The sequence below is a fragment of the Gordonia sp. 11cp genome, from assembly GCF_057767225.1.
On sequence record NZ_JBYLSD010000002.1, the window covers coordinates 119,491 to 136,548 of the forward strand.

At 65.2% G+C, this 17,058-nt stretch carries 15 protein-coding genes and 1 pseudogene; 10 read left to right on the forward strand and 6 right to left on the reverse strand.

Going from position 1 to position 17,058, the window contains the following annotated elements; translation table 11 throughout:
• Window positions 1–26: 26 nt before the first annotated feature.
• The gene (locus tag AC3B6C_RS25405; protein WP_058253868.1) at window positions 27–815 is read right to left on the reverse strand and encodes a GntR family transcriptional regulator; all 789 of its coding nucleotides are present in this window, start codon (window positions 813–815) and stop codon (window positions 27–29) included.
• A 451-nt stretch (window positions 816–1,266) separates the two neighbouring features.
• The gene (locus tag AC3B6C_RS25410) at window positions 1,267–2,661 is read right to left on the reverse strand and encodes an MBL fold metallo-hydrolase (protein ID WP_058253883.1); all 1,395 of its coding nucleotides are present in this window, start codon (window positions 2,659–2,661) and stop codon (window positions 1,267–1,269) included.
• 578 nt (window positions 2,662–3,239) lie between these two features.
• Between AC3B6C_RS25410 and AC3B6C_RS25415 the strand changes: the two genes are divergently transcribed.
• Together AC3B6C_RS25415 and AC3B6C_RS25420 are read left to right on the forward strand one after the other, a co-directional pair.
• Window positions 3,240–4,445 carry an NAD(P)/FAD-dependent oxidoreductase gene (locus tag AC3B6C_RS25415; RefSeq protein ID WP_058253867.1) on the forward strand — a complete coding sequence of 402 codons (1,206 nt, stop codon included), beginning with the start codon at window positions 3,240–3,242 and terminating at the stop codon, window positions 4,443–4,445.
• Complete coding sequence (locus AC3B6C_RS25420; protein WP_058253866.1) at window positions 4,442–4,978, forward strand: Rv2732c family membrane protein; 537 nt, start codon at window positions 4,442–4,444, stop codon at window positions 4,976–4,978. The genes AC3B6C_RS25415 and AC3B6C_RS25420 overlap by 4 nt, the downstream gene beginning before the upstream one ends.
• 93 nt (window positions 4,979–5,071) lie before the next feature.
• Here AC3B6C_RS25420 and AC3B6C_RS25425 read toward each other — a convergent pair whose 3' ends face one another.
• A complete protein-coding gene (locus AC3B6C_RS25425) occupies window positions 5,072–5,335 on the reverse strand; it encodes a metal-sensitive transcriptional regulator (protein WP_058253865.1) in 264 nt (87 codons plus the stop codon).
• A 115-nt stretch (window positions 5,336–5,450) separates the two neighbouring features.
• Complete coding sequence (locus AC3B6C_RS25430) at window positions 5,451–7,538, reverse strand: MMPL family transporter (protein ID WP_058253864.1); 2,088 nt, start codon at window positions 7,536–7,538, stop codon at window positions 5,451–5,453.
• A 303-nt stretch (window positions 7,539–7,841) separates the two neighbouring features.
• On the opposite strand from AC3B6C_RS25430, the gene AC3B6C_RS25435 reads away from it, so the two are divergent.
• The 3 genes and pseudogenes from AC3B6C_RS25435 to AC3B6C_RS25445 form a co-directional block, all read left to right on the forward strand.
• Window positions 7,842–8,012, forward strand: coding sequence for a YgaP-like transmembrane domain (locus AC3B6C_RS25435; protein ID WP_374100926.1), 171 nt, complete (start codon window positions 7,842–7,844; stop codon window positions 8,010–8,012).
• Entirely contained in the window at window positions 7,943–8,440 is a 498-nt protein-coding gene (locus AC3B6C_RS25440) for a DUF5313 family protein (RefSeq protein ID WP_231742688.1), read from the forward strand. Before AC3B6C_RS25435 ends, AC3B6C_RS25440 begins: the two co-directional genes overlap by 70 nt.
• 81 nt (window positions 8,441–8,521) lie before the next feature.
• Window positions 8,522–8,869, forward strand: a pseudogene (locus AC3B6C_RS25445) (class I SAM-dependent methyltransferase); the annotation flags it as partial.
• A 14-nt stretch (window positions 8,870–8,883) separates the two neighbouring features.
• Here AC3B6C_RS25445 and AC3B6C_RS25450 read toward each other — a convergent pair.
• Together AC3B6C_RS25450 and AC3B6C_RS25455 are read right to left on the reverse strand one after the other, a co-directional pair.
• Window positions 8,884–9,030, reverse strand: coding sequence for a hypothetical protein (locus AC3B6C_RS25450; protein ID WP_175404389.1), 147 nt, complete (start codon window positions 9,028–9,030; stop codon window positions 8,884–8,886).
• A 4-nt stretch (window positions 9,031–9,034) separates the two neighbouring features.
• Window positions 9,035–10,717 carry a Mu transposase C-terminal domain-containing protein gene (locus AC3B6C_RS25455; protein ID WP_058253861.1) on the reverse strand — a complete coding sequence of 561 codons (1,683 nt, stop codon included), beginning with the start codon at window positions 10,715–10,717 and terminating at the stop codon, window positions 9,035–9,037.
• 157 nt (window positions 10,718–10,874) lie between these two features.
• Between AC3B6C_RS25455 and AC3B6C_RS25460 the strand changes: the two genes are divergently transcribed.
• From AC3B6C_RS25460 to AC3B6C_RS25480, 5 genes are all read left to right on the forward strand, one after another.
• Window positions 10,875–11,081: a heavy-metal-associated domain-containing protein gene (locus AC3B6C_RS25460; RefSeq protein ID WP_101823217.1), complete on the forward strand. Its 207-nt coding sequence runs from the start codon at window positions 10,875–10,877 to the stop codon at window positions 11,079–11,081.
• A 92-nt stretch (window positions 11,082–11,173) separates the two neighbouring features.
• Entirely contained in the window at window positions 11,174–12,133 is a 960-nt protein-coding gene (locus AC3B6C_RS25465) for a hypothetical protein (protein WP_435084754.1), read from the forward strand.
• Window positions 12,134–12,196: 63 nt separating this feature from the next.
• A complete protein-coding gene (locus AC3B6C_RS25470) occupies window positions 12,197–14,554 on the forward strand; it encodes a heavy metal translocating P-type ATPase (RefSeq protein ID WP_488376455.1) in 2,358 nt (785 codons plus the stop codon).
• Window positions 14,551–16,713 carry a heavy metal translocating P-type ATPase gene (locus AC3B6C_RS25475; RefSeq protein WP_488376460.1) on the forward strand — a complete coding sequence of 721 codons (2,163 nt, stop codon included), beginning with the start codon at window positions 14,551–14,553 and terminating at the stop codon, window positions 16,711–16,713. Before AC3B6C_RS25470 ends, AC3B6C_RS25475 begins: the two co-directional genes overlap by 4 nt.
• Complete coding sequence (locus AC3B6C_RS25480; protein ID WP_058250559.1) at window positions 16,710–17,057, forward strand: metal-sensitive transcriptional regulator; 348 nt, start codon at window positions 16,710–16,712, stop codon at window positions 17,055–17,057. Before AC3B6C_RS25475 ends, AC3B6C_RS25480 begins: the two co-directional genes overlap by 4 nt.
• Window position 17,058: the final 1 nt, after the last annotated feature.

Consider the following 17,058-nt stretch of genomic DNA (forward strand, 5'->3'; position numbering starts at 1 on the left):
ACAACGCTCCTTGGATCAGTGGGTGCTTACAGGGCGTGCAGCGGCGTGGCCGGCACGAAGCGATAGCCCTCGCTCGGTGAGAACGTGGCCGAGACGGTGAACCGATCTCCTCGAATCACTGTGTGCCGCAACTCCACCGGCCGGGAATTCATGCAGCCCAAGCGGCGGATCGACAGCGCGGCGGTCTTCGAATCGAGTTCGAGTGCTGCCGCATCCTCCGGATCCGGGACGACGGCAGTGACGTCCTCGCGGCCACCGGTCAGGCGGATGCCGCAGCGTTTCTCGAGCTCGATGTACAGAGCCGTGTGAGTGAAGTCCGCATCCAGGAGGTCGCGTGCCAGATCCCCCGGCAACCAGGCATAGTCGAGCGCCAACGGCATGGTCCCTGCCATACGGATGCGCTCCAGGTAGAGCAGCGGAGCCTTGGGACCGACCTGCAAGGTAGCGGCCACCGCGGGGTCGGTCCGCAGTTCGAGTGCACGCACCACGCTGTGCTGAGCAACACCCGTGGCTTCCACAGCAGCGAAGAGACTGTAGAGCGCACCGAGTGGCTGCTCGATCACCGGCGGAGCCGCCAACCGAGAAGGCCGGCCACGCTCTGCAATCAGGATTCCTTCGTTCCGCAGGTGCCGCAGGGCCTCGCGGGTGGTGTGACGGCTGACGCCGTAGCTCGTCGTCAACGCATGCTCGCCCGGGAACTCGGAGCCGGCGAATTCGTCGTCACCGATTCGGCGGACCAGATCGGCATGCAGTTGCGCCCACAGCGGCATCGCACTGGAGCGGTCGAGCGCGGCACTGCGATCTGGTTCAACCATCAGAGGCCCTCCTGTCGATCTGTGTCGGAATCCGAATTCGAGCCGCCTGCTGCTGACCCTCGGGGCCACTGTACAACAAATGTACGTACATCCGTACGGACGGCGGTGATGCTCCCTACGCGTCGAAGCGATGTCGACCGAGGATCTCGGGGACCGCAGCTCCCCCGTCCCCCGACGGACCATCCGTCGGCGTCGTCGACACGCAACGAGACGACCCTCGCATCGAGAAAAGTTCTCGCCGAGCACGAACGAGCTCCTGGTGGAGATCGCGCCGAACCTGGCGAATCCGTCGGCGCAGCGACGCGGCATCACCTCGCTTCCCAGTCGGGTACCGGATCGGGAGTGTCGCCCCGGGGTCTGCTCTACCGCAGGTGGCAACGAGCCGACAGGGCGAGCACAGGACCGAACCGGCGGCGGACAGCACGACCGCCCCCGATTCGGGCGTGTTCGATCAGACTGTTTCGAGCTTGCGCTCGGCCCAGGCGGCGTAACTGCCCTCGAGTTCGACAACTCGGTAGCCGGCGCGGCGCAGGGCGCTGGCTGCGACCGCGTTACGGACGCCACTCTGGCAATAGGTCACGATCGGTCCGCCCGTGGGCAGTCCGTCGAGGTTCCACAGCAATCGGCCGCCGCTGAGCTGTTCGGAGCCAGGTATGTGGCCGTCGGCGTGTTCGGTTTTGTTGCGCACGTCCAGCACCATTGCCGAGTCGAACGAATCCAGCTCGTCCGCACCGATTGTCTCGGGTGTCGTCATGGGGAGTCCTCGTAGACTTGTGACGTACCCGGTCACCGTATCGATGCCGACCCGCAGCAGGTGATCACGGAGCTCGTCGGCGACAGTGCGGTCCTCGGCGAGCACCACCAGTGGAGTGTCCTCTCGCTCGGGGTCGTAGACCCAGGCACCGAACGAGGCTGCCTTGCCGATGCCGGGGATGTTGAGCGCTCCGGGGACAGCGCCGCCGTGCACCTCATCGTGGCCGCGGGTGTCGAGGAGGACGACCTCGTCGGAGTCGAGAGCGCGTGCCAAGTCTGCGGAGTCGTACTCGTGCAGCGGAGAGAGTGGCCCGAGAACGACCGGGCCCTGCTTGTTCTGACGCTTCATCCGGCCGAAATAGGCGTGTGCATCCGGTTGGCCGTCGAGCATCTCATCGACGAAGCCCTGCTCGTCGTCGCGCTCGACATACCCGGCCCACCAAGCGAAACGGCGTTCGTAGCCGACGCTGGTCGACGGGAGCGCGCCGAGAGCTTTTCCGCAGGCACTGCCCGAACCGTGACCCGGAAAGACCTGGATATGGTCCGGCTGCGTGACAAACGATCGCTTCAGGCTGCGGAAGATCTGTTTGGCACCCTCGAACCGGGTGTCGACACCGTCTGCAGCTTCGTCGAGTAGGTCCGGTCGGCCGAGATCGCCGGCAAAGACGAAGTCGCCCGTCAACATGTATCCCGGAGCATCGGCGAAGGCACCGTCGGTCACCAGGAACGAGAGGTGCTCCGGGGTATGACCGGGCGTGTGAACGGCTTGCACGGTGATGTTACCCAGAGCCAGCGTGTCACCATCGTGGAGGCGTTCGGCCTCGAAGCCGTACTGCCAGTCGTCGCCGCCCTCTCCTGAGACGTAGGTGACCGCCCCGGTGGCCTCGGCTAGCTCGCGAGTGCCGGACAGGTAGTCGGCATGGATGTGGGTCTCGGTCACGGCGGTGATGGTCATGCCATGCCGAGCGGCCAGGTCCAGATACACACCGATGTCGCGGCGGGCGTCGACCACCACTGCCTCCCCCTTGGCCTGACAGCCGATGAAGTATCCGGCTTGGGCGAGGTCTTCGTCGTAGATGCGTTCGAGAAGCATCGAAATCTCCTTGTCGATCGTGGCGGCGTTCGTACAGGTGTCAAGATTCATGGTACCCCGTGGGGTATTTTCAAGAGGTCCTGTGCGGCGAGGCGCACGCTCCCGATCTCACGGGGTGGAGGTGGATTGGGTCGGCATACCAACGAACACCCAGGGGCGTGGGAACCGGCCGATCCAGCGAGGCGCGACGACTCACAGCGGCACCGCAGCGGTTGCCGACCATCACGTCCTCCTCAGTCGTCCGGCACTCGCCGACTCGGGATGGACGAGGAAACTTCATTCGTCCCGAGTGTGGCGTTTGCCGGAATCGGCGACTAGCCTCATCCATAATGTACGTACATCCGGACGATCAATCAAGGAGAGGGCAACGTACACCTCGGCACGTGTCCTTGCACCACCTGCTCGAACGCCGGAATGACCTTCCAGCACGACTGCTGTGGATGCAGTGCACCTGGCCTCAGTGACCACCAATGTCGTGACCACTCAGCTCGCGCCACACCGACGTCGAGCTGAACCACCCCGGCACCAACCGAAATCGAGACAGCTCACCGAGCTCGTGTCTCGAACAGGAGGACCACATGTCCGCGCACACCATCGACCACAAAGTCGCGATCATCGGCGGAGGCAACGCCGGTATTTCGCTCGCGGCACGTCTGCGGCGAGCAGGAATGACCGACATCGGCATCATCGAGCCGGCAGAGACCCACTATTACCAACCTTTGTGGACGCTCGTCGGTGGAGGCCGCGCCCCGGCCGCGGAAAGTGCGCGTAGCGAGGCGTCGGTGATGCCCCAGGGCGTCGGCTGGATCAAGGATCGCGCCGAGGGGGTCGACCCGGATGCCCAGACGGTCAGCACCTCCTCGGGAACTACGATCCATTACGACCACCTGGTGGTGTGCCCCGGCATCCAGCTCGACTGGGATTCGGTGCCCGGCATGGCCGAATCGATCGACACCCCGCAGGTCTCGAGCAACTACCGCTACGATCTCGCGCCCAAGACGTGGCAGATGATTCAGAAGATGCGGTCGGGCACCGCAGTGTTCACGATGCCGTCCGGCCCCATCAAATGCGCGGGTGCCCCGCAGAAGATCGCGTACCTCGCGGCCGACTACTGGCGAGAGCAGGGCGTGCTCGACGCCATCCGAGTTGTCCTCGTCCTGCCCACACCCGGAATGTTCGGGGTACCGGTGTTCGCCGAGGAGCTCGAACGAGTCGTGGCGCGCTACGGCATCGAGGTGCGCAAGAACAGCGAAGTCACCGCCGTCGACCCGGACGGCCGATCGGTGACGATCACTGATAACAGCGCAGGTACCACCGACGAGCTACCCTACGACCTGCTCCACGTCGTACCGCGCCAATCCGCACCGGACTGGATCAAGGCCAGCCCCATAGCGGACCCCGAGAATCCAGCCGGATACGTCCAGATCGACAAGAACACACTGCGACACAACAGGTTCGACAACATCTTCGCCCTCGGTGACGCCGGATCGTCACCGAACTCCAAGACCGGTGCCGCCATCCGCAAGCAAGCACCCGTGGTTGCCGAGAACCTGCAGGCGAGCATCGCCGGCCGTCCACTGACCGCACAGTACGGCGGGTACGCCTCCTGCCCCTTGACCACCTCTCGCAAGACGATGCTTCTGGCCGAGTTCGACTACACGATGCAGCCGGCTCCCTCGATACCGCTGATCGACACCACCCGCGAACGCCGCGACATGTGGTTCCTCAAGAGACGCGGACTGCCGGCGTTGTATTGGAATGCCATTCTCACCGGCCGAGCGTGAACGGTCGACCGCCGCACAGTTACGACCGCGAGGGCGACCTGAGCCACTACCGGTCGGTGTTCGAGGCCATCGAACGACGCGTGATACCGGAGGTGGTGATCACCCGGCTCACCCCGTATCTGTTCGTTCTGGTGTCGGCGGCCGTGCTCGGAATGGCGCTTCCGCACACCGGCGGCGCACACGGGTACGACGTTCTTCTGCGCACCGAAAGCGCCGACGCGGAGTCAGCGGGCGTGTTGGCGACGCTGTTCACCGCATTCACTCTCACGTTCACCGTCGTAGCGGCCTCGATCGCGCGACTGGTTCGGCGGTTTCGGTGGGCTGCTCTGGCTTTGGCGGGCAACGGTGTCACCACGGTGTTCGGTGTGCTTGCGATCTGGGCGCGTCAGTCACTGGCACCGACCGCGACGGTGGCAGGTCCATCGATCGGACTGTATCTGGGTGCGGTGGCCGCGTTGCTCTCCACTGTTCTCTGGGCACGTGTGGTGTTCACCCGCCCGGACGAGCAGCCCGGTCCAGCGCGCAGGAGCTGACACGTCGCGGGCCCGATCACCCCACCTCGAACCGAATACCCTGCCTCGCTCCGATCACCCCCGTGCATCGATGCGGGGGTGATCGGACCGTTGTCAGGCGAGGGCGAGAAACAGCTTCTCGAGCTCGGCCTCGGTCATCTTCTCGCCCGTCTCCGCGCCCGTGATGCACTCACGGAGTCCGGTGGCCACGATCTTGAAGCCCGCCCGATCGAGAGCCTTCGATACCGCGGCCAGCTGGGTGACGACATCCTTGCAGTCCCGACCGCTCTCGATCATGGCAATCACTCCTGCAAGCTGACCCTGCGCACGCCGCAGACGGTTCAATACCAATGCGATGCTTTCGGTGTCACCGGTCATGTCGTTCAGTCCTTCGTTCGATGAAACTCCAGTTTACCCCTAGGGGTAAGAGTGGTCGTGGTGGCCGACACCGGACGGTATCGGCCACCACTGTGTTGCTCGAGATTGCTGACACTCAGCTGTGCGAGAAGCCGATCTTGGGTAGTACTGCTCGTAACCACGTGGGTGACCACCATGCGGCGTGGCCGGTCAACCGCAACAACACCGGCAGCAGAACCAGGCGGATGAGTATCGCGTCCAGCAGTACGGCGACGCCGAGGATGATTCCCATCTCCTTGGGTGGCAGTGGTTCGGCGAGCGCGAACGAGAAGAACACCGCGATCATCACCGCGGCAGCCGCGAAGATAACCCGACCCGAATGCGCCATTCCGTCGACCTGAGAACCGTGCGGATCACCGGTGTTCTCGTAGTGTTCCTTGACGCTCGACAGCAGAAACACCGTGTAGTCCATCGCGATTGCGAAGATCATCGCGAAGAAGAACACCGGTCCCCAGCCGTTCAGGAATCCTTGCGGGGTGAATCCGAGTAGCGACGAGCCGTGACCGTCCTGGAAGATCAGCTTCGCCACACCGAAGGCCGCTCCGGTGGACAGCAGGCTGACCACGGTCCCCAGCAGGGCGATCAGCGGTGCCTGCAGTGCGATCAGCAGCAGCAGGAATCCGAGTACGAGGATCACCGACACCACGATCGGCAGATACTCGTTCAACGCGGTCTGCAGGTCCAGGTTCTCCGCGGGTGCACCGCCGACGATCGCTCCCTCGGGCAGCTCGGCACGCAACGCGTCGAGTGTGGTCTCGAGTGCGGGGTCCGACGGGTCCACGTTCGGGATGGCCTGCAGCATGACGAAGTCGGATCCGTCCATGGCGGGCATGGGCGGCGTCACCATCGATACGCCGTCGACGCTCGCTGCGATCTGTGCGGTCTGCTCCGCCTCCGATGTGGGGGCGATGATCTGCAGCATTCCTGGTGCACCTTCACCCATCTGCGCCTGCACCAGTTCGTAGCCCTGCCGGACCGGAGCGTCCTCGGGCACAACCGAAATGGACGGCATGGCGACCTTCAGGCCCAGTGCCGGAATCGACAGCGCCACCAGAATCAACAGCGAGCCGATGGCGAACGGCCACGGATGCTTGTGCAGCAGCTGACCCCAGGACGCGAATTTCGGCGAACGGTGCACCTGTCGCTTCGCGTACGGGAGGGACCCGGCATTGACCTTGGCTCCGAGTTTGCCCAGAACTGCGGGGAGCAGTGTGAGGGTGGCCGCGAGGACGAACACCACCGCGAGCATGATGCCCACCGCCATCGTGCGCACAGCAGGTGCCGGTACCAGAAGCACGGCAGACAAGCTGATCAGCACGGTCAGACCGGACAGCAGGACTGCTTTGCCTGCCGTGTCCATCGTTTCTGCCACTGCACGCTGCGGGTCGATCCGTCCGGCGTCGATGGTCTTACGGAGCGCATCCCGGAATCGAACGACGAGGAAGAGCGCGTAGTCGATACCGAGCGCCAGCGCGAACATCATCGCAAAGTTCATGGCCCACACCGAGATCGGCGTGATTTCGTTCAGCAGAACCAAGCCACCCGCAGATGCCACCAGACCGGCCAGCGTCAACAGCAGGGGCAGACCTGCCGCGACGAGCGATCCGAACGCAAGCACCATGATCGCCAATGTGACCGGCCAGGAGATGATTTCGGCCTTGATCATCGCGTCGTGGTTGGCCTTGTTGAAGTCACTCCACAGCGCCGATGCTCCGGTCGGGTAGACCTCGATCGAGTCCGTGGAGGCTGCGGTCAAGTCACCCTTGAGATCGTCGACGGCCTTCACCATCTCGTCGGTCGTCCCGTTCGCTCCACCGATGAGGATTCCGGTGTGCCCGTCGGGGCTGATCGACATCCCCGGTTGCGGGGGGATCACCTCGGAAATCCGCGAGTCAGCGGCCAGAATGTCGGTGACCTCGGAAATGACAGCCGCAACAGCGGGATCCGTCACCTGCTCGGTGTCCGAGTGCACCACAACCTGTATCGCGGCAGAAGAGTTCCCGCCGAAGTGCTCCTGTGCGAGTTCGCGAACCTGGACCGACTCCGATCCATTGGCCTGCCAACCGGCACCGGCGAGAGAGCCGAACACCGACGGGGCAAACGCTCCCAATCCGATGATCACCACGAGCCACGCGGTCACCACCCACTTGAAATTGCCTGCCATGCGCGCACCGAAGCGCGCCAACGGCCCCCCGGTGATCCCTGGCGGCGAGCTGTCTGCAGAACTCTCGTCGGTTCGAACGTCCGTAGAACTCACATCATGTCCTTACTGGTCGGGATGATGGAGAAACCGTAACACAGTACCCCCAGGGGTATGGTGATACCATTCCTTCTACCCCCTAGGGTATGCACGAACGACCGCACCACACGCAGAGAAGCGAGGCTCTACCGCATGTCATGCACCGACACTCTCACCGGCCCCGGCGGACCGAGTATCGAACGCGCAGTCCCCGCGCTGGCGGGCACCATGATCCTCGCCAGCCTCGCCGCCGGTTCCCTTCACGACCGCCGCTGGCATGCCCTGACAGCATTCGTCGGCGGGAATCTGCTGCTGTACTCGGCAGTCGGATGGTGCCCGGCCAGCTTGGCAATGCGGCGGCTGGGGATGCGCCAGAGCACAATGACGCCGACCCGGTGAACCGCGACAGGACCCGCCCTACGCCGTGGCAGTGGGTCAGCTACGCCTTCGGCCGCACTCTTCCCTCGACCATGACGGACTGGGTGGCCAACGATCTGACGGGTGATCACGCCGTCGTTCGGCACCTGATTCGCGGCCAGGTTCCGTTTCTTCCCATCTACGCCGTGTTCATGTTCTTTCCGGGTGAGCTGTGGCTGCGTGGTTCCATGGTGCTTCTCGCGGTCCTGCTCTCGGTGTTCTTCACCGCCTCGTACATGGAAGAGAATCGGCAACGCCGCCTCGTACGGCACATGCTGCCGCGCGATCTGACGAACTCCCGCAAAGCGCAGGAATCGGAACTGGTCAAGAAGCGTTATCTCGCGGCGCACCCCGAGCCCGGGGCCTCACGCACCGCCGCGGCACCCATCGCTCCCGGCCGAGAGCACTGAGCGATGGTCGTCGATCCAACGCACCGTCTCGCCCGGTGGCAGCGATTCTGGGACAAGCAAGCGGCCGGTTACGACAAACACATGACCTTTCTCGACCGAGTCCTCTTCCGCGACACCAGGTCCTGGATCTGCAGTCGCGCCCGAGGCAAGGTTCTCGAGGTCGCAGTGGGAACTGGACTCAATCTCGAGCACTACCCGGCAGGGACGTCGTTGACCGGAATCGAGCTGAGCCCGGACATGCTCGCGCAGGCGCATACTCGGGCCGCCGGCGTCAGACCCGACGCTCGCCTAGCTCTCGGGGACGCTCACGCTCTGGATTTTCCCGATGCATCTTTCGACACCGTGGTGTGCACGTTCTCGCTCTGCGCCATCCCCTCCACGGACATCGCGCTCGCGGAAATGTCGCGAGTGCTGCGTCCAGGTGGAACGTTGCTCCTCGCCGATCACGTCGCCTCGTCGATCCGGCCGGTTCGATGGATCCGCTCCGCGTCGTCGAGTGCGGTGAGCGGTCGAACCGACTCCCGCAGGTGCCCCACATCCTCGATGGACGACTCGGTGGGTTCGTCGCTGCTTCCTGTCGATGCGGTCATCGCCTCACCATTCCTCGATGTCGCTGAAGACAGGCGTTGCGGTGCCGCCGTCCGCTCGAGGCTCCACCGGCGGGTGGATCGCCGGGATCGGTGCACACGCGGCGTCGCCGGTGAGATGCGTGCGGCGGGCACGGTTGCGCCGGGCTTTGCGGGTGGCTTTCTGCGAGCGGTCGGTGACCTCGCGCATCTGCTCGATCATCGAAAACAGTGCGCTCTCATCGACGTTCGACCGACCTTGTTCGCGGAGACGGGCGATAGCAGCTCTGTGCTCCCACAGTGTCACCGCGGGATGTGACATCGTCCGGTACGGCACCTCGACATAGCCGGCACCGTCTGGTTCGAGGACCCAGATTCTGCTCAAATCGCGTGGGTCACGTCGTATCACGAACCGCCCCAGGTCCTCTCGCCGCGCAACCCACGGTTTGAGCGCGTTCGAGAAGTAGTGCACGTGATCGAGAACGAAGCCCGTGCGCGTCAGACGTCGCCGGATGACGGGAAGAAAGTCCACCAGGAACGCGGTTTCGCCGAGCACCACACGAGGGGCGTGACCAACTGCGGCGACCTCGCCGGCCCACACGGCGGCCGGAGTGTTCCCGATCCCTGTGTGAACGCTCACGTGATACGCGGCTATGGCCAGGACCAGCCAGCGCTCCAACTCACGCAATGTCAACGCCGCGTGCTTGTCCGAGTCGTAACTTCCTCGGTCCGCTGGGTTCGAGAAGGTGGTCCCAGGCAGCTCGTGCACCGCCGTCATCGCCGTTCCGATGATGCGTTCGACGATCCCGCCGTAGTGCGGTCGGCCCGGAGGACGGTATTCGAGTGTGATGGCGTGCTGGGCGCATCCGCGGCGCAGCGCTTCGCTTTTGAACTCGGAGGCGTTGTCGAGATACAACTGTTTCGGCTTCCCTGCCATCGGCCACTGCACCTGCTCCGCGAGCTTGCACGCCTCCAGCCATGTCTGCTTCTCGCAGCAGACGCGTTCCAGGCACAACCCGACCGATATCGACGACGGCGGCTCCAGAGTGACGACGAACCCGAGTACGGAACGGCTGAAGACATCAATGGCGATCGTCAGGTAGGGGCGGCCGATCGGTTGCCGCTCGTACTCGTCAACGACCATCAGATCAACGACGGTGTGGTCGATCTGGACCTGATCGAGAATCCCGGAAACCGTCGGTGGACTGTCGCCGGCGGACTGACGTGGGCGGGCGGCATCGGGTCCTCCACGTGACCTGGCCACCGATGCCGGATGGAGCGCGGCGATACGCGCGGTGACGGTATTTCTGGCCGGCACTGGCAGACCCGCGCGGTGGCACGCCAGTGCTATACGTCGGTGCAGCGCAGCGACACTCAGCTTCTGGCGGTGAAGAAAATAGCGGGTAAGATGATCGCCGATCACTTCCTCGACCTCAGCCGTCACTCGGCTGCGGCCACGCCCTCCCGACGAGACCTTCGTCAGAAGATCGGTGACTGTCCCCGTCCCGTTCCTGAGCCTGCCGACCAACGTGTAGACCTGCCGCCTGGACAATCCCAACCGTTGCGCGGCATCGTCGACCGCTTCCGAACGCACCGGATGCATCTCCAGCAAGGGAGCCAGGACAGCGAAACGGGCCTCAGCCTGAGACCACCGCTCCCCCGACGCTGTCAGCACACCGGTCTCCACGACGTCGAGCTTGTCGGGGTCCATCACAAGCCTCCCTGTCACCGAGAGCCGAGCGTGCGACCGTGCACCGCACTTCTGACATCAGAATGTCAGAAGACACGTGCACTCACCCTCGAAACGCCTGCAACGAGTGCAGCCGTCTTCTGAAGTTGACAACTGCTGTACCGAAAGGGCACATCTCATGAGCACATCGACAGTGATCGTCTCCGGAATGACGTGTGGGCACTGCGCGGCGTCGGTGCGTGAAGAAGTCGGCGCACTGGCCGGCGTAACTGACGTCGAGGTCGACGTGGCCAGCGGGCGAGTCACCATCTCCAGCTCGGCCCCGATCGAGGCCGACGCGATCCGCGGCGCGATCGAAGAGGCCGGGTACCACCTGGCGCAGTAGCCGACGAGGGGCTGAAGTGTCTGCCCCACTGGCGACTTCAGCCTCTCCCGGGCGGCGTGGGTGTCGCCACCACCGATGACAGGAATCCAGCGATGAATGTTCCAACCAAGCTCGGCGTCTTCGCTGCGGCTCTGCTGATAGTTTTCGCCGCGGCCTATGCCATCGCCGCTGGTGTTGCTCCCGACAGGGCGTCGACCTCCCCGGCTGAGTCCGCCCATGCCGATCACAATGCTGCACCACAGTCGCGAACATCCGCCTCGTCTCCGGGGGCCGATCAGGTTCGCGGAGTTTCGATGGCAGCAGCCGGCTTCATCCTGGGGAATGTGGTGGCACCCCATGCGTCCGGGGTGCAGGCTCCATTGAGCTTTGAGATCCTCGATGCCGCCGGGACCGCGGTCACCGACTTCGCCACCGAGCACGACAAGCAGCTGCACCTGATCGTCGTCCGCGCGGATGGCACCAACTTCCGACACGTGCACCCCACCCTCTCGCCCGAAGGGCGCTGGACGCTGCCCTGGCAGTGGGCGACGGGAGGCAGCTACCGGATCTACGCCGACTTCGTGCCCGCCGCCACCGGCCAACCCCTCACCCTCACCAGCACCGTCGAAGTCAGCGGTGACTACCAGCCGGCCCCACCCACCGCCGAATCACGACAGTCATCCGTCGACGGGTTCGACATCGAGCTGGCCGGTCATCTGCGCGCGGGCGCCGAGTCCGAACTGACCGTCACCGTGCGCCGAGCAGGACAACCGGTTACCACCCTGCAGCCGTATCTGGGCGCTTTCGGTCACTTGGTGGCCCTGCGTCAAGGCGACCTGGCCTACCTGCATGTTCACCCTGAGGGCGTGGCACCGACCGCCGGTCAACTCGCGGGACCACAGGTCCGCTTCGCCACCACCGCCCCCACCCCGGGCCGCTATCTGCTCTACCTCGACTTCCAGGTCGACGGCGCTGTGCACACCGCCACCTTCGTTCTCGATGCCCCCACCGGCACCCCTGCCCCGACACCTGACTCCACGGCCCCCTCGGCCGATCCGCACGCCGGACACTAACTCGCTGACCAGCGCCACCCCGGGGCATTGCGCCGAGGCATTCACCCAACGAGGAACTCCCCCATGACCACCTCAGCTCCGATCCACCCACCTGCGGCCACCGCCGAGCAGACAGGCGCCGTCGATGTCGAACTCGCCGTGTCGGGCATGACGTGTGCATCGTGCGCGGCACGCATCGAACGCACACTGAACAAACTCGACGGAGTGAGCGCCTCGGTGAACTACGCCACCGAAAAAGCTCACGTCAGCGCACCCGCCGGTGTCGACCCACACCTGCTGATCGAGACCATCGAACAGGCCGGATACCACGCTGCGCTGCCCGCCACTCCCACCAAAGGTGCCGCCCCCGACGATGACCCTTCGGACGACGACGGGGAGCTCGTGGCCTTGCGTCACCGACTGATCGGTGCGGTGGTTCTCTCGGTACCGGTGATCGCGCTGGCAATGGTCCCGGCGTGGCAGTTCACCTACTGGCAGTGGGCGTCGTTGACGTTGGCCGCGCCAGTGATCGTGTGGGCGGCATGGCCGTTTCATCGCGCCGCGTTGCTCAACCTGCGCCACGGTGCGGCCACCATGGACACCCTCATCTCGGTCGGCACCACCGCGGCGCTGTTGTGGTCGTTGTATGCGTTGTTCTTCGGCACCGCCGGACAACCAGGCATGACCCACGGATTCACCCTGACGGTCAGCGCTTCTGACGGTGCAGGCAACATCTACCTTGAGGTAGCCGCGGGGGTCACGATGTTCGTCCTGGCCGGCCGATACTTCGAGAAGCGGTCCAAACGGCGCGCCGGTGCGGCGTTGCGGGCCTTGTTGGAGCTGGGCGCCAAAGACGTCACAGTGATCAGGGACGGCCACCAGCATCGGATCCCGATCGGCGAGCTCGCCATTGACGACGAGTTCAATGTGCGCCCCGGCGAGAAGATCGCCAGCGACGGTGTGGTGGTGTCCGGGACCTCGGCAGTCGATGCCAGCATGGTCACCGGCGAGTCGATGCCAGTCCAGGTCGCCCCCGCCGACACCGTGACCGGCGGGACAGTCAACGCCGGCGGGCACCTGCGGGTGCGGGCGACCCGCGTGGGAGCGGACACCCAACTCGCGCAAATGGCCGCGATGGTCGAACGCGCCCAGACCGGCAAAGCCCACGCCCAGCGACTGGCCGACCGGATCTCGAGCGTCTTCGTGCCGGTGGTCATCGCCGTCGCCATCGCTGTCCTCGGCGCGTGGATCGGCGCCGGCTATCCCCTGCAAGCGGCGTTCACCGCCGCGGTCGCTGTGCTGATCATCGCCTGCCCCTGCGCTCTGGGACTGGCCACCCCGACCGCACTTCTGGTCGGTACCGGCCGCGGAGCCCAACTCGGCATCGTGATCAAAGGCCCCGAAGTCCTGGAATCCACCCGAACCGTCGACACCGTTGTCCTCGACAAAACCGGCACGGTCACCACGGGCCAGATGACACTCGTCCAGGTCACCACCTCCCCCTCCACCACTCGCGAAGACGTGCTCGCCCTCGCTGGGGCGGTGGAAAATGCCTCCGAGCACCCCGTCGCGGCCGCCATCGCTGCTGGTGCAGCCGCCGAAGTCGGGCCGCTCGACGAGGTCGACGACTTCCGCAGCTTCGAAGGTCGAGGCGTGCGCGGCACGGTCCAGGGACGTGTGGTCACCGTCGGGCGTCCGACGCTGCTGGCCGAACACGGCATCGCCGTGGATGACCCTCACCTCAACGAGGCGCAGACCGCCGCCGAAGAAGCCGGACAGACCGCCGTACTCGTCGCCTGGGACGGCCGCGCCCATGCGGTCCTGGCGGTCGCCGATGCGATCAAACCCACCAGCGCACACGCCATCGCCCGGCTCGCCGCACTGGGTATGACGCCCATCCTGTTGACCGGCGACAACCAGACCGTCGCCGATGCCGTGGCCGCTGAGGTCGGTATCGACACCGTCATCGCCAACGTCTTGCCGGCCGACAAAGCCGCCGTCATCACCGACCTGCAATCCGACGGCAAGGTTGTGGCCATGATCGGCGACGGCGTCAACGACGCCGCTGCCCTGGCCCACGCCGATCTCGGGCTGGCGATGGGCACCGGCACCGACGCCGCCATGCATGCCGCCGACATCACCCTGGTCCGCGGCGACCTCAACGCTGCCGCCGACGCGATCGCCTTGGCACGCACCACTCTGAAAACGATCAAAATGAACCTGTTCTGGGCATTCGCCTACAACGTCGCCGCGATACCGCTGGCCGCGCTGGGACTGCTCAACCCCATGCTGGCTGGGGCCGCCATGGCGTTGTCCAGCGTGTTCGTCGTCAGCAACAGCCTGCGGCTGCGCGCCTTCACCAGCCCGCCCCACTCATCGTCCACAGTTCCACCCACCAACCCCTCGACGTATACCCCCCAGGGGTATAAGGTAGCGGCATGAACGAGCACTCTTCCCCTGAGCACGTCGGTCACGACGCCGCCGATGAACGCCACCACGGCCAACTCGCCGCAGCGTCACACAACCACCACGATCACCATGCTGAGCGCGCCCGCGCAGACCATGATCACGCTGGGCATGGGGGGCATGGTGATCACGTCGGGCAGTTCCGGCGGCTGTTCTGGATCATGGGTGCCCTGGCTGTGCCGGTCGTGGCCTTTTCGCCCATGTTCGCGATGCTCATCGGCTATGACCTACCCGATGGTGAAGTGTTGAAGTGGGTCTCACCGGTGCTGGGTACGGTGATGTACTGCTGGGGTGGGCGGCCGTTCCTGGTAGGCGCCTCTGCAGAACTGCGGTCGCGTGCACCGGGAATGATGCTGTTGATCGCCTTGGCGATCACGGTGGCCTTCGTGGCGTCCTGGGGTGCGAGCATCGGTGTGTTGCACCACGAACTGGACTTCTGGTGGGAACTGGCGCTGCTCATCGTGATCATGCTGTTGGGGCATTGGATCGAGATGCGGTCGCTGGCCCAGACGACCTCGGCCCTGGACTCGCTGGCCGCGCTGCTGCCCGATGAGGCCGAACGCGTCGAGGGCGACCAGATCACCACGGTTGCTCCCAGTGAGCTGCAGGTCGGAGATGTGGTGATCGTGCGCCCGGGGGCCAGCGTGCCGGCCGACGGTCGCGTCGTAGACGGCTCGGCCGAGCTCGATGAATCCATGGTCACCGGAGAATCGCGCACGGTGCGCCGCGGCATCGGCGATCAGGTGGTGGCCGGCACGGTGGCCACCGACTCGGGGCTGCGGGTCCAGATCACCGCCACCGGCGACGACACGGCGCTGGCCGGGATTCAGCGCCTGGTGGCAGACGCGCAGAACTCCACCTCCCGCGCCCAGCGGCTGGCCGATTCCGCCGCAGCGCTGCTGTTCTGGTTCGCGCTCGGCTCAGCGATCATCACCGCCATCGTGTGGACGGTCATCGGCCAACCCGACCAGGCGGTGATTCGAACCATCACCGTGCTGGTCATCGCCTGCCCGCACGCACTCGGCTTGGCTATCCCCCTGGTGGTGGCCATTGCCACCGAACGCGCCGCCCGCGGCGGCGTGCTGGTCAAAGACCGGTTGGCACTTGAGGCCATGCGCACTGTGGATGCGGTGCTGTTCGACAAGACCGGAACCCTGACCAAGGGTGAGCCCACGGTCATCGAGATCGCGGCCGCCGACGGCGTCGATGAGGACACCGTGCTCACCCTGGCCGCCAGCGCCGAAGCCGACAGTGAGCACCCGCTGGCGCGAGCAATTGTCGCAGCGGCCGGCGACCGCGCGCGGCCGGTGCCGGCGGCCACCGACTTCACCTCGTCACCGGCGGTCGGTGTGACCGCTCGCGTCGAGGGCGCCACAGTGCGGGTGGGCGGGCCCCGCATGCTCGAGGAACAGGGCCATCAGGAACTGGCCATCGCTGATCGCTGGCGCGCCGACGGCGCAATCATCCTGCATGTCACCCGCGACACTGAGCTGATCGGAGCTGTCAAACTTGCTGATGAGGTGCGCGGGGAATCCCGCCAAGCCGTCGAGGCGCTGCACGCCCGCGGGGTCGAGGTTGTGATGATCACCGGCGACGCCGAAGCAGTGGCGCACACCGTCGCTCACGACCTCGGTATCGACCGGGTGTTCGCCGGTGTACGCCCGGAAGACAAAGCCAGCAAGGTGGCCGAACTGCAGCACGAAGGACGCAAGGTGGCGATGGTGGGCGACGGCGTCAACGACGCCCCCGCCCTGGCCCAGGCCGATGTGGGCATCGCGATCGGGGCCGGCACCGACGTCGCGATCGCCTCGGCCGGGGTCATCCTCGCCAGCGACGACCCCCGCTCGGTGCTGTCGGTCATCGAGCTGTCGGACGCCAGCTACCGAAAAATGAAGCAGAACCTGTGGTGGGCAGCGGGATACAACCTGATCTCGGTACCGCTGGCCGCCGGAATTCTCGCGCCCATCGGGTTCGTCCTGCCGATGTCGGTCGGAGCGATTCTGATGTCAGCCTCGACGGTCGTGGTCGCACTCAACGCGCAACTGTTACGCCGACTCGACCTGCACCCAGGCGCGAGTACAGTGCGTGCACTGCAGCACAACCGACCGCGATCCATTGAGAAGGTGAGTCCATGACCGCTGCGTCCGCACCGGGACAATCCTCCACCCCGGAAGAATCCTCTGCCTCGGAACACTCTTCCCACGGTTACATCAGCGACAAGGGCAAATACCTGGCCCGCCTCAAGCGCATCGAGGGGCAATCCCGAGGTATCTATCGGATGGTCGACGAGGAGCAGTACTGCATCGACATCCTGACCCAGATTTCGGCGCTGACCAAGGCACTGGAGGGGGTGGCGCTGGGTTTGCTCGACGACCATCTCACCCACTGTGTGCTCGATGCCGCCCACGCCGGCGGCGAGGAGGCGCAGGAGAAGATCGCTGAAGCCTCGGCGGCCATCGCTCGCCTCGTTCGTTCCTGAC